Genomic DNA, 25,280 nt, shown 5'->3' with positions numbered 1-25,280 from the left:
CCTCTATGATGCTTTTTGTAGGGTATAATGAGAAAGGTTGGGGTCAATTTTTACAATGAAAGTGTGTTTTAGAAGTAGTAAGTATTGATTGCTTATATATCTAGCATACCCCCCCCCCATATCAGTTGGTGTAAGATATTTTTTATATTTCGTTTTTGTTATTTCAAAGTCTTTTTTCAAAAAAATAAAATAAAAATTATCCTCATCTTCTCGAATTATTTTTGCTCCAAATCTTTTATGAAAAGCTATAACTTTAGAGTTTTGTTTTCTTACATCAAAATGGCTTTGTTCAAAGCCTAAAATTTCAAAGGCAAAGATATAAATTTGAAGAACTGACTGTATAGCTGTATCTGCTGGAGCTTCATCTTTTATAATCCAACTTCCCCAGCAAAAAGAATTATCCCTAAAGTCATAAGTCCTTACAACACCTAGTTTTTCACCACTTTTTGATTCTATAACAAAATAAAATTCTTTATTTTCTTTTTCTCTTTGTTTATAGGTGTAGATCCATTCTTCTTGAGCTTTAAGAGTTTGAGTTGTAGGAGAAAGAAATTTGTTTTTATTTACATTGCTACGAAGTTCAAGTATAAAGCTTGCATCGCTTACTTGAACCAAACGCATGTTAATACTTTTAGAACTTATGGGAAAACTTTGATTGAGTATGTTTTGAAGTTGAGGATTTTTCATGCTATCCTCAACTTTTGGCAAGAAGAAGCTAGGAGTCTAACCCCCCCCCCCCATGGAAATAATATTTTGTTTGCTAAAAACAATCATATCATCAGCCACATCTTTTGTAACAATGCAACCAGCTCCTATGATAGCATTTCTGCCTATCTTTATACCCGGTAGTATGGTGGCATTTGCACCGATTGAAGCACCTTTTTTGATGATAGTTTTTAAAAATTTATCAGGATATTGTCTTGACTTTGGATATTTGTCATTGCAAAAAGTTACATTAGGACCTATAAAAACATCATCTTCAATTTCTATACCGTCCCAAATTTGAACTCCACATTTTATCGTAACATTATCGCCTATTTTGACATCATTTTCTATAAAACAATGCGAGCAGATATTGCAGTTTTTGCCTATGATAGCTTTTGGCAATACAACGCAAAATTGCCAAATTTTTGTTTTTGTTCCTATGCTTTTACTTTGTACATCACAAAGAGGATGTAACATGATATTCTCGTTCATATCAAAAACCTTTAAATTTTAAATTTTGATACATGATCACTTTTCCTTACATATTTTTAAAAATTCATCATAGGATCTGATATATTCTTTCTCATCATAATAATCACTTGCTAGCACCATAAGCTTTGCTCCATAAGAAAAGTTTTTCATTTCTCTCCATATATTTTTTCCTATATAAAGTCCTATATCAGGTCGGTTAAGAACTATATTTTGTTTTTCTTTTCCATCATCAAGTATAAACTCACAAGACCCATCAATTGCTATAATGAGTTGTTCTAAATTTACATGTGCATGTTTGCCCCTATCTTCTTCTGGCAAGGTATCAAAGATATAATACACCCTTTTTATCTCAAAAGGCACATTTTTATTTGCTTCCAAAGAAACAAGTTTTCCTCTTTCATCTCCTAAAACCTTCATCTTTAGTAACTTAATATTCATTTTTAAACCCTTAAGCTACCTTAGAGTAAGGGTTTAAAAATTCTCTAACCCCCCCCCCCATGAGTTTTTTAAATTCTTCATAGTCTTTGATGTATTCGTTTTTATCATAGTGAGTATTTGTAAGCACTAGTAAAATGGCATCTTTGGAAAAGTCATACATTTGTTTCCATATCATTTTATCTATATAAAGAGCCTTATGTTTTTCTTTTAGATTTATAATTTCAGTGCTTTTCCCATCATCGATTTTTATTTTGCAACTCCCATTCATCATGATAAACAAAAACTGAGAGTTTTTATTAGCGTGATTGCCTCTTATGCATTCGTTGTTTGTATTATAAATATAAAAAATTCTTTTGATCTCAAAGGGACAATTTTGGTTTTTCTCGCAAGCTATGAGAAGGGCATTTTCGCTTTCATTGCTTTTAAGATCAATGATTTTGTAATTCATGCTTTTCCTTTCACTGAATAATTGTTTTGATAAGGCGAGCTGGATTTCCAGCGATGATAGAGTTTTTTTCAAATGATTTTGTAACCACACTTCCACACCCTATCACACTTCCTGCACCTATGCAAACTCCTTTTAAGATGGTAACATTTGCTCCTATAAAACAATCATCTTCTATGATAACATCTGCTGATTTAACCTTATTTATATCTGTTCTATCTTTTATGTAAAGAGCATGAAAATCAGAGTTTATAACGCAAAAATCAACACCTATAAGACAATTTTTCCCAATGCTGATATGATTTTTATCAGCACACAAATAAAAATTATTATTAAGATAAGAGTTTTTGTCTATGTTAATCCCCCCCCCCTGCGAGTTTCTATGTGATTATATCCGCTATAAAATTTTGGAGATGGGAAATATCCGAGCGTTACACTCCCTTCTATATTGATCTTTCCATCATTTTGCAAAAAAAGAGTAGGGGATAAAATATTTGCCTTTGTTTGCACTTTGTGATCTGAAAGTATAGATTTAAACCAAAAGATACGAAATTTTTGCAAGAACTTTGCTATTTTTTTCATATTTTAATCAACCTTTATATTTTTGAATATAATACAAAATGGTTTTTTCTAAACCGCTTTCAAAACTCTCATCTGCTTTAAAGCCTAGTTGTTCTCGTATTTTCGTAGAGTCAATAGCATATCTTCTATCATGTCCTGCTCTATCGGCAACAAAACGGATTTGCTCTTTATAGCTTGTGTTTTTAGGGAGTTTTGTATCTAAAATTTCACAAATTATTCTTGCAATTTCCAAATTTTGATGTTCCTCGTTTGCACCTATGCAAAAATTATCAAAAAATCCCTCATTATCCTTTTTATTTTTGCAATTTTTTAAACCATAATGAAATACTTTTTCAATGCCCTTGCAATGATCAATCACATAGAGCCAATCTCTAATATTTTTACCATCTCCATAAATAGGAATATCTTTGTTTGCTAAGGCATTACGAATGATTGTTGGTATTAATTTTTCATCATGTTGATGAGGTCCGTAGTTATTTGAGCAGTTCGTAATTACAGCATTCAAACCATAAGTATGAGCATAGCTTCTAACAAGCATATCACTACTTGCCTTTGAGGCAGAATAAGGGGAATTTGGTGCATAAGGCGATGTTTCGCTAAAAAAACCACTTTCTTTCAAACTTCCAAAAACCTCATCTGTGCTGATATGATGAAATAAAGTATTTTCTAAGCCTTTTTTTGCTAAGAAAGGTTTTTCATACCAATATTCATAAGCACATAAGAGTAGATTAAAAGTGCCATTAATATTTGTTTTAATAAAAATATCAGGAGTGTTAATAGAATTATCTACATGTGATTCGGCGGCAAAGTGTATTACTGCATTTATTTTGTATTCGCGAAAAAGCTTAGAAACGAGATCTTTATCGTTGATATCTCCTTGCATAAAAACATAGTTTGAATGATCTTTTAATGCTTTAAGATTATCTAAATTTCCAGCATATGTTAGTAAGTCAAGATTGATGATCTTATCTTCGGGATTATTATTAAGATAATGAAAAATAAAGTTACTGCCTATAAATCCGGCTCCACCGGTTACTAAGATAGTATTCATGATCTTACTTTTCCTTTAAGATCTTTGAAAGATATTCGCCGTAAGAACTTTTTTGTAGTAGTTTTGCTCTTTGGGATAATAAATTCGCATCAATCCAGCCATTATTAAAAGCAATTTCTTCCAAACAAGCGATCTTGTATCCTTGCCTTAGCTCTATGGTTTGTACAAAACTTCCAGCCTCTATCAAACTATCATGTGTCCCTGTATCAAGCCATGCAAAGCCTCTACCTAAATTTATACTTTTAAGCTTCGAAGCTTCGAGGTATTTTAAATTTACATCAGTTATTTCTAATTCGCCTCTAGCACTTGGCTTTATGCTTTTAGCATATTCTATGCATTTATTATCATAAAAATATAATCCAGTAACAGCATAGTTTGACTTGGGTTCTTTAGGTTTTTCTTCAAGACTTAAAACCTTACCTTCTTTATCAATTTGTGCAACACCAAAACGCCAAGGATCATTAACATGATAGGAAAATATGGTTGCATAGTTTGATTTGACCCATTCTTTCGCATTTGCAAGATAAGTACTTAATCCTTGTCCATAAAATACATTATCACCCAAGATAAGGCAAAGATCATCTCCTTTGGCGAAATTTTCAGCTAAAATAAGTCCTTGAGCTAAGCCTTCCGGTTTTTCTTGGATAATGTATTCAAAATGCATTCCAAGCCAAGATCCATCTCCAAAAAGTTCTTTAAATTTAGGAGTATCTTTAGGAGTGGAAATAATGAGAACTTCACGAATAGAGGCAAGCATTAAAACAGAAAGAGGGTAATAAATCATTGGCTTATCATAGACTGGTAAAAGTTGTTTGCATAGGGTTAAAGTACTTGGAAAAAGTCTAGTCCCACTTCCTCCCGCTAAGATTATACCTTTCATAATCTTCCTTAAAAAATGAGTGATTTATATTTTTATGGGAAACTATATCTAAAAAACTCTTTATTATTTCTAAAAGTGTTTTTCAAATCTTATTTATTTTATCATGTAATAAAATATGTTTTGTTATAATTTATTTCAAGGAGTTTTGAATGCAAAAAAAAGTTGGCGTGATTATACCTATATACAATGTTGAAAAGTATTTAGAAGAGTGTTTAGATAGCGTTTTAAATCAAACTTATACGAATTTAGAAATTATTTTGATAAATGACGGATCAAGCGATAATAGCCTTGAAATTGCCAAAAAATACGCCCTAAAAGATGAAAGAATAATCCTCATCGATAAAGAAAACGCAGGTCAAAGCGTAGCTAGAAATGTAGGCATAGAGCTTTTTTGTGAAGGATTTAAGCTTTGTTTTGATGAAAGCTTGAGCAAAGAAAGTGAGTTTAGAGTTTATAAAATATCCAATGAAAATCCTAAAAATATCAAGCAAATTTACACCATAAGGGAAAATTTTAGAATTTGTAGTGTTGATTATATCATCTTTTTAGATAGTGATGATTTTTGGGAAAAAACCTGCCTTGAAGAGTGCATAAATAAGGCTTTGGGTATGGATATCGTATGGTTTGATTATGACTGCGTGTATGATGGGGTGGAAAAGTCCAAAAAAGAAAGTAAATCATGGCTCAAACAATACAGATTTAAAGAAGGCGTTATAAGCTCTAAAGAATGGCTTAAACAAAGCATTGTTACTAAAAAGAAAAAATTTGCCTTTTCTTTTATGGGCTTGATTGATTTTAATTTTTTGAAAAGCTTAAAACTTAAATTTATTGAGCATATTTATGCTGAGGATCATCATTTTGGGATTTTACTTTTTTCAAGTGCAAAAAATATCTACATTTTGCCTAAAATTTTATATCATTATAGAATTCGTCCAAACTCAAGTACCAATGCTATCAAAAAGATAAAATTACCTTCAAATTTAGAGCATTTGCATAGGGACTTTGATGATGAAGATGGGGTTAAAGCTTATTATGAGATACATAATTTTACTAAGGTTTCTTTGGCTTTGATAGAATTTATAAGATCAAATAATGATGATTTTACTAAAAAAGTGATTAAAAATCTTTTTTTACCAAATTACTGCAAGCAAGCTTTAAAAATCAAAAACTTTGACAAAGATCCCTTAAATTTAAGCTCATATTCAAAGGAGTTAAAGCCTTTTTGTAAAAATAAAATTGCTTATAAATTATGGCTTTTTTGGGCTGGAATTAAATAAAGAAAAAATTTTCTTAGGATTACGCCAATACATTCTTAATACCAAAAATTTCCTAAGCTTTTTTGCATTAATGCTCATTTTGTCAAGCAAGGCTTTAGGATCAAGATAATTGAAATGAGAAAAATTAAAAATATAATCATAGCTGTATCTAAAAATACATTTTTTGAAAAATTTTTTTTCTTTTCTTGAATTATTTTGTGTTTTAGAAAAATTATAAATATTATACGCGATGATGACATTACCATATGTTCTAAAATATTCTCTTAAATCCTTATAACTTGTAAAATATGGTTTTAAAGGCTCTAAAAATTTAGGAAGTTTTTGAGGAAATGTATCATCATTTTGGCTTGTCGTTATAGAATTAGCCCTTATCCTGTAAATATAGCCCTTATAATCAGATTTTAAAATCCTCAAAGCTAAGCAAAAAAGTAAGGTGCCAAAGTCGTGATCCTCATGGTAAATTCCGTGGGTAAAACGAAGCTTATAGCGGTTTAAAATTTCACTTTGAAAGCTTCCTTGCCATGCAAAGAAAAAATCATAAAATCTATTTTTGATCAAAAAATCAAGTCCTTTGTCAAAGAGGGATTGTTTATTTTTAAGCTTTGTTTGATTTGTGATGAATTGTTGATTGCTTTCATGAAATTCTATCCACTCATGCATACAAATTTCAAGCTTTTCTCTTTGCATTTGCCTCACGCAAAATTCTATACAATCAAGTTTTAAATAATCATCACTATCTACAAAATGAATGATTCTTTTAGGCAGTTCTTGAATTATAAAATCATTGATATTTTCTAAATCACTTTGAATGAAATTTGAAGCTTTAAGCTTAAAATGCTTGTTTATTTCATTTGGGCTTAAGATTTTAACGCTTTCATCAAAGCTTAGGGTTTTTGTAAAGCTTGAAATTCCCACATTTGTGGAGGAATTTGCAAAATCTTCAAAAAAGCTTCTCAAAGCAGTGCCTTTGATAAACTCAAGTCCTGTATTTCTTGCCGAACTTAACCCACCATTTGGCTTTGAAATGACAAAAATCCTTTTATCTTTTTTCGCATACTCAAGGCAAAGCTCTAAACTTTCATCTTCGCTTCCATCATCAACTAAGATAATATCTAAATTTTTATAGCTTTGATTTATAACACTTTCAAGACATTCTTTAAGATAGTTTTTCACATTAAAAATAGGGATTATGATACTAACAAGTGGGTTTTGCAAATTCTAGTCCTTTTTAAGGCAAGATTATATCTAAATTTTGTTATATGAAGTTTAAGTTATACCAAAGAGAATGTAACCTTATTTTGATATAATTTTGCCTTAAATTCTCTAAGGAAAATAAATGAAAGCGTTAGCACTTTTTAGTGGTGGGCTTGATAGTATGCTAGCTATGAAGCTTATCACAGATCAAGGCATAGAAGTAAAGGCTCTAAATATCAACATAGGCTTTGGCTCAAGAGAAGACAAAAGCGAACTTATGGCAAGAAGAGCGGCTATGGTTGGAGCAAGCTTTGAGATGATTGATGTGCGAAATGCGTATTTGCAAAAGGTGCTTTTTAACCCTCAGTATGGCTATGGCAAGCATTTTAATCCTTGCATTGATTGCCATGCTTTCATGTTTAAAACAGCTCTTGCTATGCTTGAAAGCGAAAAAGCAAGCTTTATCATAACAGGCGAAGTTTTAGGGCAACGCCCCATGAGTCAAAGAAATGACGCTATGGCAAAGGTAAAAAGCTTGTCAGGCGATGATGAGGATCTTATCTTGCGTCCTATGTGCGCTAAAAACTTGCCTCTAACAAAGCCTGAAAGGCTTGGCTGGGTGGATAGAGAAAAACTTGAGGGCATAAGTGGTAGAAGCCGTAAAAGACAGCTTGAACTTGCGGCTATTTTTGGCTTAGAAGACTTTGAAAGCCCGGGAGGTGGCTGTTTGCTCACTCTTGAAAGCTTTGCTAGGAAAATCAAAGACTTCAAAGAATTTGATCAAAATATGCAGGTAAATGACGCCCAGCTTCTAAAATACGGACGCCATTTAAGGCTAGAAAATGGTGCAAAAATGATAGTAGGGCGAAATGAGCTTGAAAACGAGCTTTTAAGAGGGCTAAAAACCGATAAATACGAGGAAATAAAGCTTTTTGACTTAGTTGGGGCTTATTCTTTGGTGGATAAAAATATAAATGAAAATGACTTAAATTTAGCCCTTAAGATCGCTTTAAGCTACAGCAAGGCAGAGCCTCAAAAAGAATACGAATTAGGCTTTAAAGATAAGCTTTACAAGGCTTCTTCGCTCGCTGATAAAAGCTTAGCGGCAAGGTATTTTGTAGCCTCATAAAGAAAGTTATATGGAAAATAAAAGCATAGCGATTTTTATAGACGCAGAAAATATCCCGGCAAAATACGCAAAGGCGATTTTTGATATAGCTTTGGATTATGGAGAAATCATCATTAAGCGTATTTATGCAGATTGGACTCAAAAGAATTTACAAGGCTGGAGGGAGCAAATCGCTGAATATTCGATCATAGCCATGCAGCAGTTTAATTTTGCGGCAAATAAAAACTCAAGCGATATGTATTTGATCACTGAGATTATGAGTATTTTTTATGAAAAGGATATTGATATTTTTGTGATCGTTTCAAGCGATAGTGATTACACTTCCTTGATACAAAAGCTAAGAGAAAACAAAAAGCAAGTTATAGGAATGGGGCTTGAAAAGTCTATAAAATCATATGTCAATGCCTTTAGTGAGTTTTTTTATCTCGATCAAAATGAAAACCAAAAAGAAAGCATTTTAAGTAAGGATCATCTTAAAGATCTCATCAACATAACAGAACAACTAATCGATGAAAAAGGTCGTGCAGAATACGCTCAAATCCGCACCAACATGAACCGCAAATACTCTGATTTTAACCCACAAAACTATGGCTTTAAGAATTTTCGTGCATTAATACAAAAGCTTTTGCCTAAGATGAGTAAATTTGAGGAAGAAAGGGAAAAAAATATCTATTTTTTGGTAAGAAAAGAATGAAAGCAATTTACAAAGACTGCAAAAAACTTGATGAAAGAGCCGTAAATTTAGGGCTTGATGAGTTGATTTTGATGGAAAATGCCGGGCTAAATTTAGCAGATTTAATCAAAAAAAAGCTTTTGAAAAAAAAATCAAAGCCTAGGATACTTTTTTTATTAGGCGGTGGAAATAATGCAGCTGACGGGCTTGTTGCGGCTCGAATTTTACAAAATGATTTTAAAAAAATCCGCCTTTTTTGTGTCGATGAAAAGCTCAAAAAATCCGCTCTTTTTGAAAAACAGCTTCAAATCGCTAAAAATTTGAAGCTTCATTTTCTCAAAAAAGAGCCTCGGTTTAAAAAATTTGATGTGATTGTAGAATGTATCTTTGGAAGTGGCTTAAAAAGGGCTTTAGATGATGATTTAGCAGAGCTTATCATAAGAGCAAATCAAAGCAAGGCTTTGAAAATTGCTTGTGATGTGCCTTGTGGGCTTGGTTTTAAAACGAGCTTTAAAGCAGATCTTACCGCGACAATGGGAGCGATGAAAGAGCTTTTGCTAGAGGATTTTGCAAAGCCAAATGTGGGGAAAATCAAACTTTTAAATTTAGGACTTGATGAGAAAAAATTTGCACCTTTTAATGAGAGTTTTTTGCTTGAGGCAAAGGATCTAAGGCTTATAAAGCGTAATAAAAGTGCAAATAAGGGCGATTTTGGGCATGGTTTCATCGCAGCAAGTGCGAGTGCTGGCACTTTGGCTGGGCTAGCGGCTTTAAATTTTGGAGCAGGGCTCATCTCGCTTATCGCACCTAGCAGTTTTTCGCCTCTTATCATGATAAAAGAGCGTTTTGAAAATACCGCAACGGCTGGCGCACTTGGAATGGGGCTTCTTAATTTGGAGCTTTTAAAAGATAAGCTTTTAGAAAAAATCCCTTTAGTTTTAGATGCAAATTGCTTTTTAAGTGAGGAAATTTTAAATTTTTTAAACCGACGAGACGCTATTTTAACCCCGCATCCAAAGGAATTTACAAGGCTTTATGAAAAAGCTTTTAACGAGAATTTAAGTGTGAAAGACTTGCAACAAAACCGCTTTTTTTATGCGAGAAAATTTGCAAGTGCTTTTGAGTGTGTTTTGGTTTTAAAGGGTGCAAATCCTATCATCGTGCAAAAAAATCAGCTTTTTGTGGTAAATTTAGGAAATGAAGCCCTTGCTAAAGCAGGAAGTGGAGACGCTTTAAGCGGCATGATACTTGCACTTTTATGCGCTCATTTTAAACCCTTAGAAGCTGCTAAAAATGCCGTTTTAGCCCACGCACTTATGGCTAAAAAATATAAACACAATCCAAACAGCTTTGATGCGTTAAAACTCATAAAAGGACTTAAATGCTTGTAAAACTTGCGATTTTATTTAGTGGAAATGGCTCAAATCTTGAAAATCTTTTGCAAAAACTTCACAAAAAAAAGATAGGCGAAAATGAATTTGAAGTGGTGCTTTGTCTTTGTAACAAACCCGGTGCAAAGGGCATTGAAAGGGCTAGGAAATTTAATCTTGAAAGCGTGATTATCGATCATACAAAATTTTTATCAAGAGAAGATTTTGATAAGGCTTTGGTTGAAAAGATTGGGCAAAGTGGGGCACAGCTTAGCATTTTGGCTGGTTTTATGAGAATTTTAAGCCCTGTTTTTACGAGCAATGTGCGTGCTATTAACCTACACCCCTCGCTTTTGCCACTTTTTAAGGGTGCAAATGCCATTGAAGAAAGCTTTAAAAGCGATATGAAGGTAGCTGGAGTTAGCGTGCATTGGGTAAATGAGGAGCTTGATAGTGGAAAAATCATCGCTCAAAAAGCCTTTGAAAAAACTAAAAATATGAGCTTTACCGAGTTTGAAAGTAAAATTCACGCTCTAGAGTATGAAATTTTACCTCAAAGCGTGGTGGAGATTTTTAGTTAAAATATGTTAAAAAATATTTTGCAAATTTAAAATAAAATTTTACAATAACAATTAAAAAACCACAAACAAAGGAAATTCATGTTTGAATGGGTGTTTAGTCTTGATGCTTGGATGACACTTTTAACTCTTAGTGCGCTTGAGATCGTCCTTGGCATAGACAATATCATTTTTTTAGCCATAGTTGTAGGTAAATTACCACCAAAACACCGCAATAAAGGACGCATTTTAGGTTTGTTTTTTGCCATGCTTACAAGGGTCTTGCTCTTATTTTCTCTTTTTTGGGTGATGAAGCTTGTAACGCCTTTGTTTAGTATTTTGGGACAAGAAATTTCAGGTAGGGATTTGGTGCTATTTTTTGGAGGACTTTTTCTTGTTTTTAAGCCTATAAAAGAACTTATCGAACATATCAAAGGCGAGGAAGAAGAGCAAAGTCATCTCAAAGCAAGCGATAAGCTTTGGTTTGTCGTGGCTGAAATCGCTATTTTAGATATAGTATTTTCGCTTGATAGCGTGATTACTGCTGTTGGAATGGCTCAAAATATCGAGATCATGATACTTGCGGTGGTTATCGCTGTGCTTGTTATGCTTTTTGCAAGTAAGCCAATAGCTGATTTTGTGGAAAAATATCCAAGTATTAAAATTTTGGCTTTGGCATTTTTGGTGATGATAGGCTGTGTTTTGATGCTTGAGAGTATAGATATTCATATTCAAAAGGCTTATATTTATACAGCAATGTTCTTTTCTTTAGTTGTTGAGGTTTTAAATATTCTTGCTTTGAAAAATCAAAAAAGCTAGAAAATTAAGAAAAAAATAAACTCAAGCCAAGAGGCTTGAGTTTTTATCTACTTGTTGGAGTATCATGAACGATACTTACAGCACCTTTTATATCACTTAAAACAGCACAAGCAGCCTCGCCTGCACTACCGATAGCACAAGTAACCATAGTCGTTACACCTGAGGCAAGACCAGAAGCGTAAATTCCATCTTTTACCATTTGACGACCGCTTGTTGCAAGGCGGATTTTATTTGGTTTGTTCATAAGTTCGTGAGGTTTTACTATATCGCCCAAGCCCTTAATATCAAAACGACTTGCACCAGTAGCCAAAATCACATAATCAGCCTTAAATTCTCCATTGTTACTTTTTGCTACAAAAGCACCCTTCGAACCGCTGATCTCTTCAACGCTCGCTTGGACATAATTTACTTTAATCAAAGTTTCGATTTGTTTTTTTGTATGTTCTATGATTTCTTTACCTTGAACACCTTTTGGAAAAAAAGGCACATTATAAATCGCAACCGCACTTAAGTCTGCCTTACCATCATCAACTATAGTGATGTCAAAGTCAAGTTCAGCATTTTTTGCAGAGGCTAAAACTAAAGCACTTGTAAGTCCTGCTATGCTTCCACCTACGATAAGAACTGATTTTTTCATATTTTCTCCTTTGTAATAAAATAAAACAAATTATATCTAAAACATATAAATACAAACTAAATTTATGAAAAAGCTCAAGTCTTGCGAAAAAATGTATCATTATGATATAAATTTTTTATATAATTAGCTTTTTATTTTGAAAGAAAAGAAGAATTTATGCTACTTACTACACTTTATATCATAGGAATTTCTTCAGAAGCCATGACAGGAGCTATTGCTGCTGGAAGACACAAAATGGATCTTTTTGGAGTGAGCTTTATCGCTTTGGTAACAGCTATTGGAGGTGGATCTATAAGAGATATTTTACTAGGACATTATCCCTTAACTTGGGTAAAGCACCCAGAATATGTGATACTCATTTGCATTTGTGCCTTATTGACAACGAAAATTCCTAGTGTAGTGATACGACTTGAGGGACTTTTTTTAACTCTTGATGCGATTGGCTTGGTGGTTTTTAGTATCTTGGGCGCTCAAATTGCTATACAAGAAAATTTAGGACTTATCATCGCTGTGAGTGCTGCTGTGATTACCGGAGTTTTTGGAGGAATTTTAAGGGATATTTTATGCAATAGAATTCCCTTAGTTTTTCAAAAAGAAATTTATGCAGGAATTGCCATACTTGCAGGAATTTTGTATTATGCCCTAATCGTTTATGCCAAGTTAGATACACTCATCTCAAGCCTCATCACTCTAGGCATAGGCGTTTGTTTGAGACTTTTAGCGATTAAATACAGGTGGTCTTTGCCTATTTTTGTTATTAAATGATTTGACTTGAAAAAAAGTTTTTCATTTTGTTTTTTAAAAGGCTGATTAGAGTAAATTCATTTTAATAATTTAAATTTGATTTTAGTCCCTATTTGCAAGAAATTTATCCTTATTATAAACCTCTACAAAACGAAATAAAAACACTTAAATTAAGCATGCAAAAGAGCCAAAACCTTATTTTATGCTTTTTATGGTTTGGGCATTTAAATTTAAGCTTTTATTATCTATAACAAAGCTATTTGCAATCATTTTGATAAATGCACCAAAACATTTTTTTATTAAAACCTAAGCTTTTTTCTAGTTTTTTTAAGCTCTAATTTTTTAATACTTTCATCTAAGCTTAAATTACTAATTCCTTTCTTAAATTTTTTAATATAAAATCACATTTTATATTAAAAGATCAATCCTTAAACGCCACGAAACTTTCAAAATTTGCCCACTTAAAAATGATTTCCACCCTCTTAAAGCCGGCATTTTTAAGCATAGAGATATTTTCTTGCTCGCTATAAGGGATCAAGACATTTTCCAAAGCCTCTCTTTTTGTGGCAATTTCAAGTTTTGAATACCCTTGCTCTTGCTTAAACTGAGCGTAAATTTCTATCATTTCCTTAGCTAAAAGTGCGTTTTCATAAAGGATTTTTTCACTCATCACAAACATGCCATTTTTGCTTAAATTTTGATAAATTTTATCGACTAAAGCCTGTCTTTTGGGCGGACGGATAAACTGCAAGGTGTAATTTGCCACAAAAACATCGCTTTGAAAGAAACAAAACTCATCAAGCGAGCTTTCAAAAAACTCGATCCTAGCCCCAAAAGCCTCGCTCTTAGCCCTTGCGATCTCAAGCATAGCAGCAGCATTATCAACACCAAAAAGCTTAAAATCCTTTCTTAAAGTCGCCAAAAAAAGCAAAAAATTTGCACTTGAACAGCCAAGATCAAAAATCCTAGCATTCAAAGGCATGAGCTTATCGATAAGCTTAGCACAAAGCTCTAAATTCTCCTGATAAAAAGGCACTGAGCGCTGTATCATATCATCAAAAACGCTAGCTACACTTTTGTCAAATTCAAATTGTTTTTTAAGTTTTTGCTTAAAAATTTCATCTTTCATTTACTTTCCTTTGCAAGTATTTGCCTTGCTTTTAAAATATCTTTTGAAATTTGTTCTTTTAAAAGACTTAAATCATCAAATTTTTGATTTTCCCTAATAAAATCAACAAATTCCAGCTCTAAAGGCTCATTTTCTATAAGTTTTTCATCAAAATTTTGCAAAATATGACTTTCTATGCTAAAAGCAAAATCAGTCGATCGAACACCCAAAAAACTAACGCTTGGATAGGTTTTGCCTCTGATTTTTATAAAGCTCCCATAAACACCGTTTTTAGGCAAAAAATGCCTTTGGCATGTAGAATTTAAGGTCGCAAAAAGCTCTTTAGAGCCTATTCCTTGACCTTTTGTGAGAGTGGTTTTAATGCTATATCTTCGCCCCAAAAGCTCATTTGCCTGCTTAATATCCGCATTTGATAATAATTCTTTAATATATCTTGAATGCACACTCACGCCATTTAACTTAAACTCATCGACAATCACACATTTAATCCCACTCAAACGCTCGATATCACTAGCTTTTGACATCTTGTTTTTACCAAAAATGAAATCATAACCCACAACGATGTATTCTAAATTTACAAATTCATTTTTCAAAAGCTCTAAAAACTCCTTGCCCTCCAAGTTTTTAATACTCTCAAAATCAAGCTCCACGACCTCTTTCTTAGACAAAAGTGCCTTTTGCTCGTTATCACAAAGCATCTTGCCCTTAAATTTATCAATCACAAGCAAAATGCTTTTATCGTCTAAATGCTTTATCAGCTCTAAATGCCCCCTATGAAGTCCATCAAAACACCCTATGGCTAAGGATCTAACCTCATTTTTTGGCATAGTGGTAAAAATACTCAGCATTTCCTTCTTTTCCCTTGATAGCAGATATTTCGCAGTGCTCAAGCACCCAGCCCGTTTTTGCACACTCTTCTTCAAATTTAGCCCTTGCTTTTAAGATCGCTTTTTCATCTTTTAAGACACCCTTTTTATCTCTTTTTGCCTCCTTTCCTACCTCAAATTGAGGCTTAAAAAGCAAGATTATATCCTTGCTTGCTAGCTCATCGATATAAAAAATCAAGTTTAAAAGAGAAATAAAACTCACATCACAAGTAATTAGTTCAAATTTTTCCTTGCTTTCAAAGGCTCTTAAATCAGTGTTTTCAGCTACTCTTATCCTAGGATCTTGCCTTAGGCTTGAATGAAGCTGATTTTTTCCAACATCAAGAGCTAGCACGCTTTTGACCTCTTTTTCAAGCAAAACTTGCACGAAGCCTCCTGTTGATGAGCCTATGTCAAGGCAGGCTTTGTTTTTTACCTCTATTTTAATTTCTTCTAAAAAGGCCTTTAGCTTTAAGGCTGCACGGCTTACATAAAGCTTAGTTTTAAGTTTTAAATTTAGCTCCTTTAAGCTTAAAAGCTCCTCTTGGCTAAAATCCTTAGCAAAAAGGCTTTTAGCATAATTTTTAATATTAAAAGAGGGCTTAAAATGCCTTAAATTTAAGCTTAAAGCCTCATTTTTTATAAGCTCTAGGGCCTGATTTTTGCTGATTTTAAGCTTCTTGCTTACAAAAAGATCATAACGCATCAAGTTTTTTAAGCCTTTCATCAAGTTCTTTTTTCTCATCAGAAAACCACCAAATCCCAAGCTCAAAAAAGCTCTTATCAAGGCCTTTTCTAAGCTCTTTAAGCAAGCTTTCTTCAAGTTTTAGCTTGCTTAAATTATTATCAAATAAAAGCTCTTTTTGCTCTAAATTTTTTATCAAAAAAGAAAGTTTTTGAGCTAAAAAAGGCTCCTTATTTTTTTGCTCCTCATAAAAAAAGAGTAAAACAAAGGCACAAAAAAGGCTTAAAAAAAGATATTTAAGCTCATTTAAGGCTGGATTTATCAAAAGGGCAAAAACACAAAGTAGAAAGAAAAAATTAAAAAAATGAAAGCAAAAAAATAAGCACTCAAGCAAGAAGCTATTTAAATACAAAGAAAAAAAGCCTCTTAACAAGCTTAAATAATGAAGCATCATAGAAAGAGCCTCTAGAGGCTTAAATGTCGCTGTTTTAAAGCTATCAATTTCATTTTGAAGATAAAAAAAGGCGTCCATTTTTTCAAAACTTATCATAAAAAGAGCATAAATAAGGGCTGGAAAAAGAGCACAAAGCATTATTATATAGGGGGTATTGAAGCTGCTTTTTTTAAACTGGGTGAAAAGTCTTTTTTTTAAAAAAAAATAAAGCAAGGGAAAAAAAGCAAATAAAAGCACGAAATCAAGGCTCTTTGCATACATTAAATTTAAGCTTAAAGAACAAAGGCTTAAAAGGGCTAAAAAAAAGCTTAAAAATAAAAGAAAAAAATGCCTTTTTGTCAGTCTAAAAAAGAAGGAATTTGATCTTAAAATAGCTCTTTTTAAGAGCCTTTTTCTGGCTCTTAAAATAATAAAATTTTGCCTAAAAAGGGCTAAAAAAGGTAGGATTAAAAATAAAAAGGCAAAAGAAAGGCTTTGCCAAAAAAGCACAAAAAAACAAAGACTAAGTAAGGCTATAGCTTTCATTTTAGCTCTTTAAGCAAGGCTTCAAACTGGGCCTCATCAAGTAATTTCACTCCTAGCTCCTTTGCCTTTTGAAGCTTGCTTCCAGCCTCGCTTCCAAAAAGCACGAAGTCAGTTTTTTTAGAAACAGAGCTTAAAACCTTACCACCTAGGCTTTCAATAAGCTTTTTAAACTCCTCTCTTGGACGGCTCAAGCTTCCCGTAATCACAAAGCTTTTATCAAAAAGCAGGCCCTTTTCACTAGAGTCTAACTTATCTAAACTTAAATTTAAAAGCTTGTAAAACTCATCAATTCTTTGCTTATTGACCTTACTAAACTCACTTAAACTAAGAGCCATTTGCTCCCCGAAGCCCTCTAAATTTTTGTATTCTTCAAAGCCTTTTTCATGCCAAGCAAAGCCAAAGCTAAGGGCGAGTTTTTTAGCAGCCACCTCGCCAATATGTTCAATTCCAAGAGCTGTTATAAAGCGAGAAAGCTCGCAATTTTTAGCATCCTCAATGGCTTTTAAAAGCTTATTAATCTTTTTTTCCTTAAAGCCCTCAAGTTTTTCAAAATCGCTAAATTTAAGATGAAAAATGCTCTCAATGCTAGTGATCTTACCCTCTTTAAATAAAAGCTCAGTTATGCTCTCACCAAGTCCTTCTATATTTAGGCATTTTTTAGAAACAAAATAAATGATAGAATTAACTAGCCTTGCCTTGCAATCTAAATTCTGACACCTTATCAAGGCCCCCTCATCTAAAAGCTTGCTTTCACACACAGGACAAAGGCTTGGGCGAGTGATAAGGCTTTCAAGCCCGGTTCTTCTATCCTTAAAAACATTAGTGATCTTTGGTATCACATCCCCGCTTCTTATCACGCTTACAAAATCATTTATCCTTATATCAAGCCTTGCTATCTCATCAAAATTATGAAGCGAGGCTGATTTTACCATTACCCCGTCTAAATTTACGCTCTCAAGCATAGCAACAGGGGTGATCGCCCCACTTCTTCCAACCTGCAAGCTCACACCCAAAAGCCTTGTGGTTTTTTCTAGGGCTGGAAATTTAAAAGCAGCCATAAATTTTGGAAATTTAACTGTGTAGCCAAGCTCCTTGCAAAGTGCTAAATTATCGATGCGAACCACCATTCCATCCATCATCATAGGCTTTTTATCCCTTAAAGCCAAAAGCTCCTTATAAGCACTCATCACCTCAGCTAAATCCTTACAAAGCCTTACAAAATCATCTTTTAAAAAGCCAAGCTCTCTAATAAAGCTCATAATTTCGCTATGCTTATTAAATTTAAGCTCATTATAACCCACGCCCCAAGGATAAAATTTCAACTTCCTTTGCCTTGTAATGCTAGTATCAAGCTGTCTTAGACTGCCACTTGCAGCATTTCTTGGATTTGCAAAGAGATTTTCTTTATTTAAGGCTCTTTGCTCATTAAGCCTTTCAAAGTCTTCTTTGAGTATGACAACCTCACCACGAATTTCAATCTTGCCCTGATATGAAATAGCTTTTGGGATATTTTCAATTTCTAAGACATTAAGGCTAATATCTTCTCCAATTTGCCCATCCCCTCTTGTAGCCCCGCTTATAAGCTTGCCATTTTCATAAAGCAAATTTAAGCTAGCTCCGTCAAATTTAGGCTCGATGAAAAAAGCCTCATTCTCAGCTTTTGCTCTTTTAGCCCAGGCTCTAAGCTCAGCCTCATCAAAAATATCTTCCATAGACCACATCTTGCTTAAATGCTGTAATTTTTTAAACTCGCTTTGAATGGTGGGTGCAATTTGCTGGGTAGGTGAGTTTGAAGCCTTTAAATTTGGATTTTCTGCCTCAAAGCTTCTTAGCTCTCTTATTAATTTATCATATTCCTCATCACTAGCCAAGGGCTCATCTTTTTCATAATATGCCCTAGCATATTCATTTACTAAGCTTAGTTTTTCTAAATACTGCTCTTTTGTCATTGTCGCCTCTTTTTAACATTCTTCATTAAAGATTTCTTTATAATTTTTTAAAAAATATTTTTTTGGTCGGCATTTATGATGACATTTTGGTAATTCGTTTGTGTTTATAGCACTATCTATCATAAGATCAATATTTTCGCCTCTTTGTCTATCTTTAAAAGTTTCACTCTCTTTTTTATCCTTCACTACAAGATAAAGGTAAATTGTAATATCTTTTAAAGAAATGTTATTTTTCTTTAAAATTTCTTTTAAAAGAGCAACACTATCTTTAAATTTCTTTAATACTTCATCTTTTTTAATAGAGCTTGGTTTTTCATTTTTAAACTCGATTAAATAAAGATTCCATTTATTTATATCATAATAAAGAGCATCGACTGTTTTTCTATCCTGCATTTTGTTTTTATGATAATATTCTATGCTATAATTTTCAAAATGAATCACCTCATCTTCTTTTAAGCATAAAGATTCTTTATTTTGTTTATCATAGCTTGTTTTTTTTAAATTGCTTTTATAAGCTTTAAATTCTTTTTCTAAAAGCTTAAGATCTGCCATTTTCTTTATCCAATTCATCAAAAGTTTCAAAAGGTTGGTTGAGTTTTTCAAAAATCAAGCCTATCGTTTTTTCATTATGCTTATGCTGTTTTATTTCTCCTTTTGAGGCAAGATGAAAATTGCTTTTAACCTTGTATTTCAAGCTATATTTATGAAGTGCTTCTACCATATAAGGACTATGAGTATTTATGAGTATGGGGATTTGTTTTTGACAAAGTCTAACCAAAAACTCAGCAAATTTTAATTGCCACATAGGGTGGAGATGATTTTCTGGCTCATCAAAGATCAAAAAGCCATTTGGAGTAAGACGGTTATTATTGATAAGAGCTTGTAAAATACCAAATTGTTTAATACCAGTGGCTACATTTCTTAGCGATATTTCTTGTTCATTTCTTATAAATTTGTATTTTTCTTCATCTCTCATAAAATTTCCCCGAATAAGTTCTGTTATGTCTTTTTTAAGTTCCTTTAGTCCATCATATGCTTTAAGTGGATTTGCTTGTATTTTTTGATATAAATCCCAAAGTATGTAAGGATAGCGGATACTTTCTCTTTGTTCATAAATTTCGGCACTATCATTAAGAAGTCTTACTTGTCTAAAAAAATCAAACAAATCCCAAACAAAGGGACTTTGGATAAAGGTGCAATCAAGATACTCATTTTTTTCACTAGTAAATTTTTTACAAGAATTTCCATCCATTTGCACATCATAAAGGATATTTCCTTCTTTTTGTATCTTTATACTTGATTTGTCGGTAAAATTATCATCAAATAAAAGACGAAATATTTTTCCAAACTCCTTTTCTTTTGAAATATTTTCCCCAATTTTTTTTTCTTTTTGTTTGCTAATATTATGAGCTTTAATAAGAGCCATAAGCACTTTTCCTACTGTGCTTTTACCCTCATCATTATAACCTGCAATAACGCAAAGTCCGTCTAGCTCAACCAAGCCTTCTTTAATAGCTCCCATATCTTTTAGTTCTAATTGCATTTATCCTCCCTTAAATAAAAATCTTATCCATAGCCTCGTGCAGGGCTAAAATTTGTTTATGTTCGTATAAATCATGCACCCTTAAAATGCTCGCCCCATTTTCAAAGGCTTTTAAATGTAAAAAAAGAGTGCCAGCTAGGCGGTTTTGAACCTCGCTTTTAAAATACTCATTTATCAAGCTTTTTCTACTTGCTCCCACAAGCAAGGGCTTTTCAAACTGCAAAAAATGCTCTAAATGCTTGATTAAAATTAAATTATGTTCAGCACTTTTACCAAAGCCAATTCCCACATCAAGCACCACTTTTTCAACCCCGTAGCTTTTAAGAATTTCAAGCTTTTGGGCAAAAAAATCCTCAATTTCTCCTAGCAAATCATCATATTTAGGATTTATTTGCATATTTGAGGGCTCATTTTGCATGTGCATAAGGCAGTATTCGCACTCATATTCTTTGGCTAATTTGGCTAAATTCTCATTTTTAAGCCCTGTGATATCATTTATCATCTTAAAACCAAGATCTAAGGCTCTTTTAAGACTAAGCTCATCAAAGCTATCAAGGCTAAATTTAGCAAATTTAGTATAATCATGCTTAGAAATGAGCTTAAAAATGCCTTTTAGCCTATCTTGTTCTTCCTTGCTTCCTACATAAGAGCTACCAGGACGCGATGAAACTGCTCCAAGGTCTATATAATCAGGCTTTAACTCGAGCATAGCCTCAAGTTTTTGGATAAAATCAGCCTCGCTAACCCTGCTGCTTGGATTAAAGCTGTCATTGTTGATATTTAAAACACCCATAAGCTTTGCAACTTTGGGCTTTTTAAAGCTCTTTTGTAAAAATTTAGCCAAGTCTTTTAGCTTAAAGCCTTGTTTTTTTTCCTTTTCTATGAGCTTTGAAAGCTGATTTTCATTTGCTATGAGTAAGGAGGGGCTATTTTGAGCCTTGTGAGTGATGACCTCCTTGTGCGTTATAAGCTCAGCTCCAAGACTTAGTGCGTCTTGTTTTAGTATGTTTAAGGCTGTGTTTGAAAGCCCTTTGATATAAAAAAAATGAAGCCTAGCCTTTTTACTCATAATTATTGCACCCATTTTCTCAGGGCTTATAAGCTTGCAAATAATGTTAAAATCGGTATTTTCATTGATCTTATAAATTTTCATTTTTTTCCTTCATATAAGGATAGCAAAAGAGTGCTGAGTAAAACACTGGGCTTTGAGTTAAGTCTTGCTAACTCATAGGCATTAAAAAAAAGTTCAAGCTCTTTTTCGCTTAAATTTAGCTCTTTTATCGCCTCTGTGCTTAAAGTAGAAATGGTTTGCATGAGGTCAAGTTTATCTAAATTTTCATTATTTTTGAGAAAATTTAAGATTTCTTTTAGATCTAAATTTTGAATGTTAAGATCAAGCTTTTTTTCTTCTTTTTTTAGCTTTTGCACCTCGCAGATAAATCTTGATCTTACTGTGGGTAAAAGTAAATTTTTTGAAGGAGCTACGAGTAAAAATTTGATATTTTTTGGCGGTTCTTCAAAGAGCTTGAGCAAGAAATTTTGAGCTTCTACTCTAAAGGAATTTGCCATGATGATGATGATTTTTTCATCTGTTTCTGCTATATAGCTTTCTTTTTGAACCTCTCTTGCATCATCAATCAAAAACTCATCTTTAGGCTCTTTTGGGATAAAACGCAAATTTTTAGCTTGAAATTCTTGGAGCATTTTTTCTTTTACGCCCTCAAAATCATTACTGATTAAAATTTTGCTTAAAAAGTTCAAATGCTAACCTTGGAAAATAAAATAGCCTCCAAACTTTTATCAAAAAGTTTATACATAGAAATAAGCTTTTCGTCTAAATTTTCATCTTTTGAGCTGAGATAAAAGCTATTTTGAAGCTCCTCATCAAAAACCCATAAAAGACTATCATCTTTTGATTTAGCGATATTTGATTTTTTATCCAAACCACTTCCTATATAAAAATATACAAAACCATTAGGAAAAGCTACATCTAAGAGATCATTAAGCAAAAGGATATCTTCTTTGCTTTGAATATTTTTATTACAAAGGCTAGAAAGGGAAAATATAGGCACTAAGGGGCGGTTTGATTTTGCGTTGATATTTTTTAAAAAATACTCTTCATACCATGAACGCTCACTATCACAAATCAAAATAAAACTCTTGCCCTCGATCAAAAGCCTTAGTCTTGCTGCGATCAAAGGCGCCCATTCTAAACGCCTTTTTTCAAGCCAGGACATAAAAGTGCCACCTGCTCTTATATTTTCTAGGGTAAATTGTAAAAAATCTTGCATTATTTATCAAGCTCATAGACGCTATGTAAGGCACGAACGGCTAGTTCCCCGTATTTTTCGTGTACTATCATAGAAATTTTAATCTCGCTTGTGGAAATCATTTCTATATTAATCCCCTCATTAGCTAGGCTTCTAAAAGCAGCTGAAGCAACACCTGAATGCGATTTCATACCTACACCAACGATAGAAACCTTGACAATCTCATCATCTGTTTCTATAACAGATTTTGATGATAAGATATTTTGAACACTTTTTTTTGCAAGTTCAAGCTCATTTTGTGGCACAGTAAAACCTAAATTTGTCGTTCCATCTCGACCTACATTTTGAATAATCATGTCCACATTGATATTTTGTTCTGCTAGGCTTGAAAAAATTTCTGCCGCAATGCCCGGTTTATCTTCTATATCTCTTAGAGTTACTCTTGCTTGATTTTTATCAAGGGCTATCCCACTAACTAAAGCTTTTTCCATTATTTCATCTTCCTTTGCTATCATTGTTCCTTCGTTTTGATTAAAACTACTTCTTGTTACCAAATTTACGCTTAGTTTTTTTGCAAGCTCTACAGAGCGGTTTTGAAGCACTTTAGCTCCAAGACTAGCAAGCTCTAACATTTCTTCATAGGAGATCTTATCAAGCTTTTTTGCCTTTGGTTCTATGCGTGGATCAGTTGTATAAACTCCGTCTACATCGGTGTAAATTTCACACAAATCAGCCTTTAAAGCTCCAGCCAAGGCAACAGCACTAAGATCACTTCCTCCCCGTCCAAGAGTAGTTACTTCGCCATTTTCATCTATGCCTTGAAAACCTGCTACAACAACAATCATATCTTCTTTTAAGGCTTGCTCTATATTTTTTGTATGAATGTATTGGATTTTAGCCTTTGTAAAAACGCTGTCTGTGATGATACCGGCTTTTCTTCCAGAAAAAGCCATAGCCTTATAGCCTTTATCATTTAAAGCGATTGATAAAAGTGCTGAGGTAACCCTTTCTCCGCTACTTAAAAGTAAATCCATATCTTTTGGGTTTGGAAATTGACTAAAATAATGTGCCTCGTCAATTAACTCATTTGTAACCCCACTCATCGCAGAAACGACAACTACAAGCGAACAACCCTTTTTTTTGGTCTCGATCACGCGTTTAGCAACTTCTTCAATGCGTTCTAAAGAGCCTACACTTGTTCCGCCGTATTTTTGAACTATCAGCATTATATGTAACCTTTCTCTTGAAAATGTTTAATCACCTTACTATAAAGGGGTTTTTTGAAGTGATTGACAACCTCAAAGAATTTTTTTAAATTTACAAACTCATAGGCACTAAATTCCGCATCTTTAGTATGTATATCAATTTTCGCCTTATCTTTTAGTCTAACTAAAAAATATTTTTGTTTTTGTCCATCATAAGGATACATCTTTGCCTTTGCATTTGCAGGAAAATCATAGTAAAGCCATTCAGGATAAGAGCTGATGATCTCAACCTCATCTGTGCCTATTTCTTCTTTAAGCTCTCTAAAAAGTGCTTTCTTTGCGTCCTCTCCCTTATCAATACCACCTTGAGGAAGCTGCCAAATACCTTTCATATCGCTTCTTTCTCCAAGAAGAATACGACATTCAAAAGGATATTTATTTGAAAGCACTATTGCAGCAACATTTGCTCTGTATTTTTTTTCCTTTTCCATAGTCTTTTTCCAAAGTTTACCAAAAAATGAATGCTATTTTAACTTATTTCAAATCAAATTTTGATTAAAATTTGAACTTTTAAGGCAAAAAGGAGAGAACTTGCATTTATATTTACACATACCCTTTTGTGAGAGCAAGTGTCATTACTGTGCCTTTACCTCCTTAAGGCTTAAAGATGAAAAAGCCTATATGGACGCACTTTTAAAGGATTTAATTTCTAAAAAAAGCCTTTTTGAAAAAGAAAAAATCACCACCCTTTTCATAGGAGGAGGCACGCCAAGCTGTGTTAAGGCAAGGCATTTTGAAAGGATTTTTGATTTTTTACAACCCTTTTTAGCTTCAAAATGTGAGCTTACAAGCGAGGCAAATCCAAGCTCGGCTAGTTTTAACTGGCTTAAAAAGATGAAAGAGCTTGGGCTAAACCGCCTTTCTTTTGGAGCTCAAAGCTTTAATGAAAAAAAGCTTCATTTTTTAGGACGCATTCACAGCTCAAAGCAAATTTTTAAAGCCTTTGAAAATGCCTTAAAGGCTGGATTTAAAAATCTTAATATCGATCTTATTTATGATACCAAGCTTGATGATAAAAAAATGCTTGAATTTGAGCTTAAAGAGCTTTCAAAGCTTGATTTTTTAACTCATGTCAGTGCTTATTCTTTAAGTATAGAAAAAAATACAGCCTTTGCTAAAAGGCCTAAATTTAAAAAAAATGCCCCCCTTTTAGCTTCATTTTTCATAAAAGAGCTTGAAAAACTTGGCTTTAAGCAATATGAAATCAGCAATTTTTGCAAAAAAGGCTTTAAATGCAAGCATAATCTTGCTTATTGGCAGGGTAAAAACTATCTTGCTTGTGGGCTTTCTGGGGTTAGTTTTTATGAAAATGCTCGCTTTTACACAAGGCCTAATTTAAAAGCCTATATCAAAGAGCCTTTGTTTAGAAGTAAGGAGCTTTTAAGCAAGCAAGATTTAAATTTAGAACATTTATTTTTAGGGCTTAGAAGCTGTGTTGGCATCAAAAAAGCAAGGCTTGATGAAAGCACCTTACAAAGGGCAAATTTGCTTTTAGAAGAAAAAAAGCTTGAGTTTAAAAGGGGGAGTTTTTTTAATAAAAATTTTTTATTAGCTGATGAGCTGGTGCTTTTTTTGCAAAGCTAAATTTAAAACATTTTTTA

At 33.1% G+C, this 25,280-nt stretch carries 30 protein-coding genes; 8 read left to right on the top strand and 22 right to left on the bottom strand.

The genetic code is table 11. The features are described from left to right. Positions 1-3 precede the first annotated feature (3 nt). Genes DMB92_RS02355 through rfbA form a run of 8 tightly spaced genes read right to left on the bottom strand, consistent with a single transcriptional unit; the run spans position 4 to position 4,593 of the window. Positions 4-687, bottom strand: coding sequence for a GNAT family N-acetyltransferase (locus DMB92_RS02355; RefSeq protein WP_142681447.1), 684 nt, complete (start codon positions 685-687; stop codon positions 4-6). A gap of 36 nt (positions 688-723) precedes the next feature. Further along, positions 724-1,182: an N-acetyltransferase gene (locus tag DMB92_RS02350; protein WP_142681584.1), complete on the bottom strand. Its 459-nt coding sequence runs from the start codon at positions 1,180-1,182 to the stop codon at positions 724-726. Between the two features lie 51 nt (positions 1,183-1,233). Further along, complete coding sequence (locus tag DMB92_RS02345; protein WP_142681446.1) at positions 1,234-1,635, bottom strand: sugar 3,4-ketoisomerase; 402 nt, start codon at positions 1,633-1,635, stop codon at positions 1,234-1,236. 10 nt (positions 1,636-1,645) lie between these two features. Beyond that, the gene (locus DMB92_RS02340; protein WP_142681445.1) at positions 1,646-2,083 is read right to left on the bottom strand and encodes a sugar 3,4-ketoisomerase; all 438 of its coding nucleotides are present in this window, start codon (positions 2,081-2,083) and stop codon (positions 1,646-1,648) included. Between the two features lie 10 nt (positions 2,084-2,093). Next, positions 2,094-2,399 carry an acyltransferase gene (locus DMB92_RS09280; RefSeq protein ID WP_221886242.1) on the bottom strand — a complete coding sequence of 102 codons (306 nt, stop codon included), beginning with the start codon at positions 2,397-2,399 and terminating at the stop codon, positions 2,094-2,096. A gap of 32 nt (positions 2,400-2,431) precedes the next feature. Next, on the bottom strand, positions 2,432-2,662 hold the full coding sequence (locus DMB92_RS09275; protein WP_221886241.1) for a hypothetical protein: 231 nt from the start codon (positions 2,660-2,662) through the stop codon (positions 2,432-2,434). Positions 2,663-2,669: 7 nt separating this feature from the next. Beyond that, entirely contained in the window at positions 2,670-3,713 is a 1,044-nt protein-coding gene (gene rfbB, locus DMB92_RS02330; protein ID WP_142681444.1) for a dTDP-glucose 4,6-dehydratase, read from the bottom strand. A 4-nt stretch (positions 3,714-3,717) separates the two neighbouring features. Then, entirely contained in the window at positions 3,718-4,593 is an 876-nt protein-coding gene (gene rfbA, locus DMB92_RS02325) for a glucose-1-phosphate thymidylyltransferase RfbA (protein WP_142681443.1), read from the bottom strand. Between the two features lie 149 nt (positions 4,594-4,742). Between rfbA and DMB92_RS02320 the strand changes: the two genes are divergently transcribed. After that, positions 4,743-5,870 carry a glycosyltransferase gene (locus DMB92_RS02320; RefSeq protein ID WP_142681442.1) on the top strand — a complete coding sequence of 376 codons (1,128 nt, stop codon included), beginning with the start codon at positions 4,743-4,745 and terminating at the stop codon, positions 5,868-5,870. On the opposite strand, the gene DMB92_RS02315 is transcribed toward DMB92_RS02320, so the two are convergent. Further along, positions 5,841-7,085, bottom strand: a complete 1,245-nt coding sequence (locus DMB92_RS02315; RefSeq protein WP_142681441.1) for a glycosyltransferase family 2 protein — start codon at positions 7,083-7,085, stop codon at positions 5,841-5,843. The two genes, DMB92_RS02320 and DMB92_RS02315, sit on opposite strands and share 30 nt — an antisense overlap. 121 nt (positions 7,086-7,206) lie before the next feature. Here DMB92_RS02315 and DMB92_RS02310 point away from each other — a divergent pair, with 121 nt between their 5' ends. The 5 genes from DMB92_RS02310 (at position 7,207) to DMB92_RS02290 (ending at position 11,612) form a co-directional block, all read left to right on the top strand. Beyond that, on the top strand, positions 7,207-8,193 hold the full coding sequence (locus DMB92_RS02310; RefSeq protein ID WP_142681440.1) for an MnmA/TRMU family protein: 987 nt from the start codon (positions 7,207-7,209) through the stop codon (positions 8,191-8,193). A 10-nt stretch (positions 8,194-8,203) separates the two neighbouring features. After that, positions 8,204-8,887 (top strand): NYN domain-containing protein, encoded by a 684-nt coding sequence (locus DMB92_RS02305; protein WP_142681439.1) that lies wholly within the window; start codon positions 8,204-8,206, stop codon positions 8,885-8,887. Then, complete coding sequence (locus DMB92_RS02300) at positions 8,884-10,257, top strand: NAD(P)H-hydrate dehydratase (protein ID WP_142681438.1); 1,374 nt, start codon at positions 8,884-8,886, stop codon at positions 10,255-10,257. Before DMB92_RS02305 ends, DMB92_RS02300 begins: the two co-directional genes overlap by 4 nt. After that, positions 10,248-10,817, top strand: a complete 570-nt coding sequence (purN, locus tag DMB92_RS02295; RefSeq protein WP_142681437.1) for a phosphoribosylglycinamide formyltransferase — start codon at positions 10,248-10,250, stop codon at positions 10,815-10,817. The genes DMB92_RS02300 and purN overlap by 10 nt, the downstream gene beginning before the upstream one ends. A 78-nt stretch (positions 10,818-10,895) precedes the next feature. After that, entirely contained in the window at positions 10,896-11,612 is a 717-nt protein-coding gene (locus DMB92_RS02290; protein WP_142681436.1) for a TerC family protein, read from the top strand. Between the two features lie 43 nt (positions 11,613-11,655). On the opposite strand, the gene DMB92_RS02285 is transcribed toward DMB92_RS02290, so the two are convergent. Next, complete coding sequence (locus tag DMB92_RS02285; protein ID WP_142681435.1) at positions 11,656-12,249, bottom strand: NAD(P)/FAD-dependent oxidoreductase; 594 nt, start codon at positions 12,247-12,249, stop codon at positions 11,656-11,658. A 156-nt stretch (positions 12,250-12,405) separates the two neighbouring features. Here DMB92_RS02285 and DMB92_RS02280 point away from each other — a divergent pair, with 156 nt between their 5' ends. Beyond that, positions 12,406-13,014, top strand: a complete 609-nt coding sequence (locus DMB92_RS02280) for a trimeric intracellular cation channel family protein (protein WP_142681434.1) — start codon at positions 12,406-12,408, stop codon at positions 13,012-13,014. Between the two features lie 400 nt (positions 13,015-13,414). Here the strand turns inward: DMB92_RS02280 and cmoA are convergent, their stop codons facing one another. From cmoA to DMB92_RS02220, 12 genes are read right to left on the bottom strand one after another with little or no spacing between them, the layout of a single operon-like run. Then, positions 13,415-14,122 (bottom strand): carboxy-S-adenosyl-L-methionine synthase CmoA, encoded by a 708-nt coding sequence (cmoA, locus tag DMB92_RS02275; protein WP_142681433.1) that lies wholly within the window; start codon positions 14,120-14,122, stop codon positions 13,415-13,417. Next, positions 14,119-14,967 (bottom strand): bifunctional riboflavin kinase/FAD synthetase, encoded by an 849-nt coding sequence (locus tag DMB92_RS02270; protein ID WP_260604731.1) that lies wholly within the window; start codon positions 14,965-14,967, stop codon positions 14,119-14,121. Before DMB92_RS02270 ends, cmoA begins: the two co-directional genes overlap by 4 nt. Then, entirely contained in the window at positions 14,936-15,694 is a 759-nt protein-coding gene (locus tag DMB92_RS02265) for a TlyA family RNA methyltransferase (protein ID WP_142681583.1), read from the bottom strand. Before DMB92_RS02265 ends, DMB92_RS02270 begins: the two co-directional genes overlap by 32 nt. Further along, the gene (locus DMB92_RS02260) at positions 15,684-16,652 is read right to left on the bottom strand and encodes a hypothetical protein (protein ID WP_142681431.1); all 969 of its coding nucleotides are present in this window, start codon (positions 16,650-16,652) and stop codon (positions 15,684-15,686) included. The genes DMB92_RS02265 and DMB92_RS02260 overlap by 11 nt, the downstream gene beginning before the upstream one ends. Then, positions 16,649-18,601: an NAD-dependent DNA ligase LigA gene (ligA, locus tag DMB92_RS02255; protein WP_142681430.1), complete on the bottom strand. Its 1,953-nt coding sequence runs from the start codon at positions 18,599-18,601 to the stop codon at positions 16,649-16,651. The genes DMB92_RS02260 and ligA overlap by 4 nt, the downstream gene beginning before the upstream one ends. Before the next feature lie 12 nt (positions 18,602-18,613). Then, entirely contained in the window at positions 18,614-19,153 is a 540-nt protein-coding gene (locus DMB92_RS02250) for a hypothetical protein (RefSeq protein WP_142681429.1), read from the bottom strand. Beyond that, a complete protein-coding gene (locus DMB92_RS02245; RefSeq protein ID WP_142681428.1) occupies positions 19,140-20,144 on the bottom strand; it encodes an AAA family ATPase in 1,005 nt (334 codons plus the stop codon). The genes DMB92_RS02250 and DMB92_RS02245 overlap by 14 nt, the downstream gene beginning before the upstream one ends. A 10-nt stretch (positions 20,145-20,154) precedes the next feature. Next, positions 20,155-21,297 carry a dihydropteroate synthase gene (folP, locus tag DMB92_RS02240; protein WP_142681427.1) on the bottom strand — a complete coding sequence of 381 codons (1,143 nt, stop codon included), beginning with the start codon at positions 21,295-21,297 and terminating at the stop codon, positions 20,155-20,157. Further along, entirely contained in the window at positions 21,294-21,848 is a 555-nt protein-coding gene (locus tag DMB92_RS02235) for a DNA polymerase III subunit delta' (protein ID WP_260604730.1), read from the bottom strand. Before DMB92_RS02235 ends, folP begins: the two co-directional genes overlap by 4 nt. A 53-nt stretch (positions 21,849-21,901) precedes the next feature. Continuing rightward, positions 21,902-22,435, bottom strand: a complete 534-nt coding sequence (locus tag DMB92_RS02230) for a HobA family DNA replication regulator (protein ID WP_142681425.1) — start codon at positions 22,433-22,435, stop codon at positions 21,902-21,904. Then, positions 22,435-23,640 (bottom strand): aspartate kinase, encoded by a 1,206-nt coding sequence (locus DMB92_RS02225; protein ID WP_142681424.1) that lies wholly within the window; start codon positions 23,638-23,640, stop codon positions 22,435-22,437. The genes DMB92_RS02230 and DMB92_RS02225 overlap by 1 nt, the downstream gene beginning before the upstream one ends. Next, entirely contained in the window at positions 23,640-24,110 is a 471-nt protein-coding gene (locus DMB92_RS02220; protein WP_142681423.1) for an RNA pyrophosphohydrolase, read from the bottom strand. The genes DMB92_RS02225 and DMB92_RS02220 overlap by 1 nt, the downstream gene beginning before the upstream one ends. 100 nt (positions 24,111-24,210) lie before the next feature. Between DMB92_RS02220 and hemW the strand changes: the two genes are divergently transcribed. Continuing rightward, a complete protein-coding gene (hemW, locus tag DMB92_RS02215) occupies positions 24,211-25,263 on the top strand; it encodes a radical SAM family heme chaperone HemW (RefSeq protein ID WP_142681422.1) in 1,053 nt (350 codons plus the stop codon). Positions 25,264-25,280 lie beyond the last annotated feature (17 nt).

This window comes from Campylobacter sp. MIT 99-7217 (assembly GCF_006864365.1).
Lineage (GTDB): Bacteria > Campylobacterota > Campylobacteria > Campylobacterales > Campylobacteraceae > Campylobacter_D.
The sequence above is the reverse complement of the archived record's forward strand: the minus strand, read 5'-3'. Positions and strand labels throughout refer to the sequence as shown.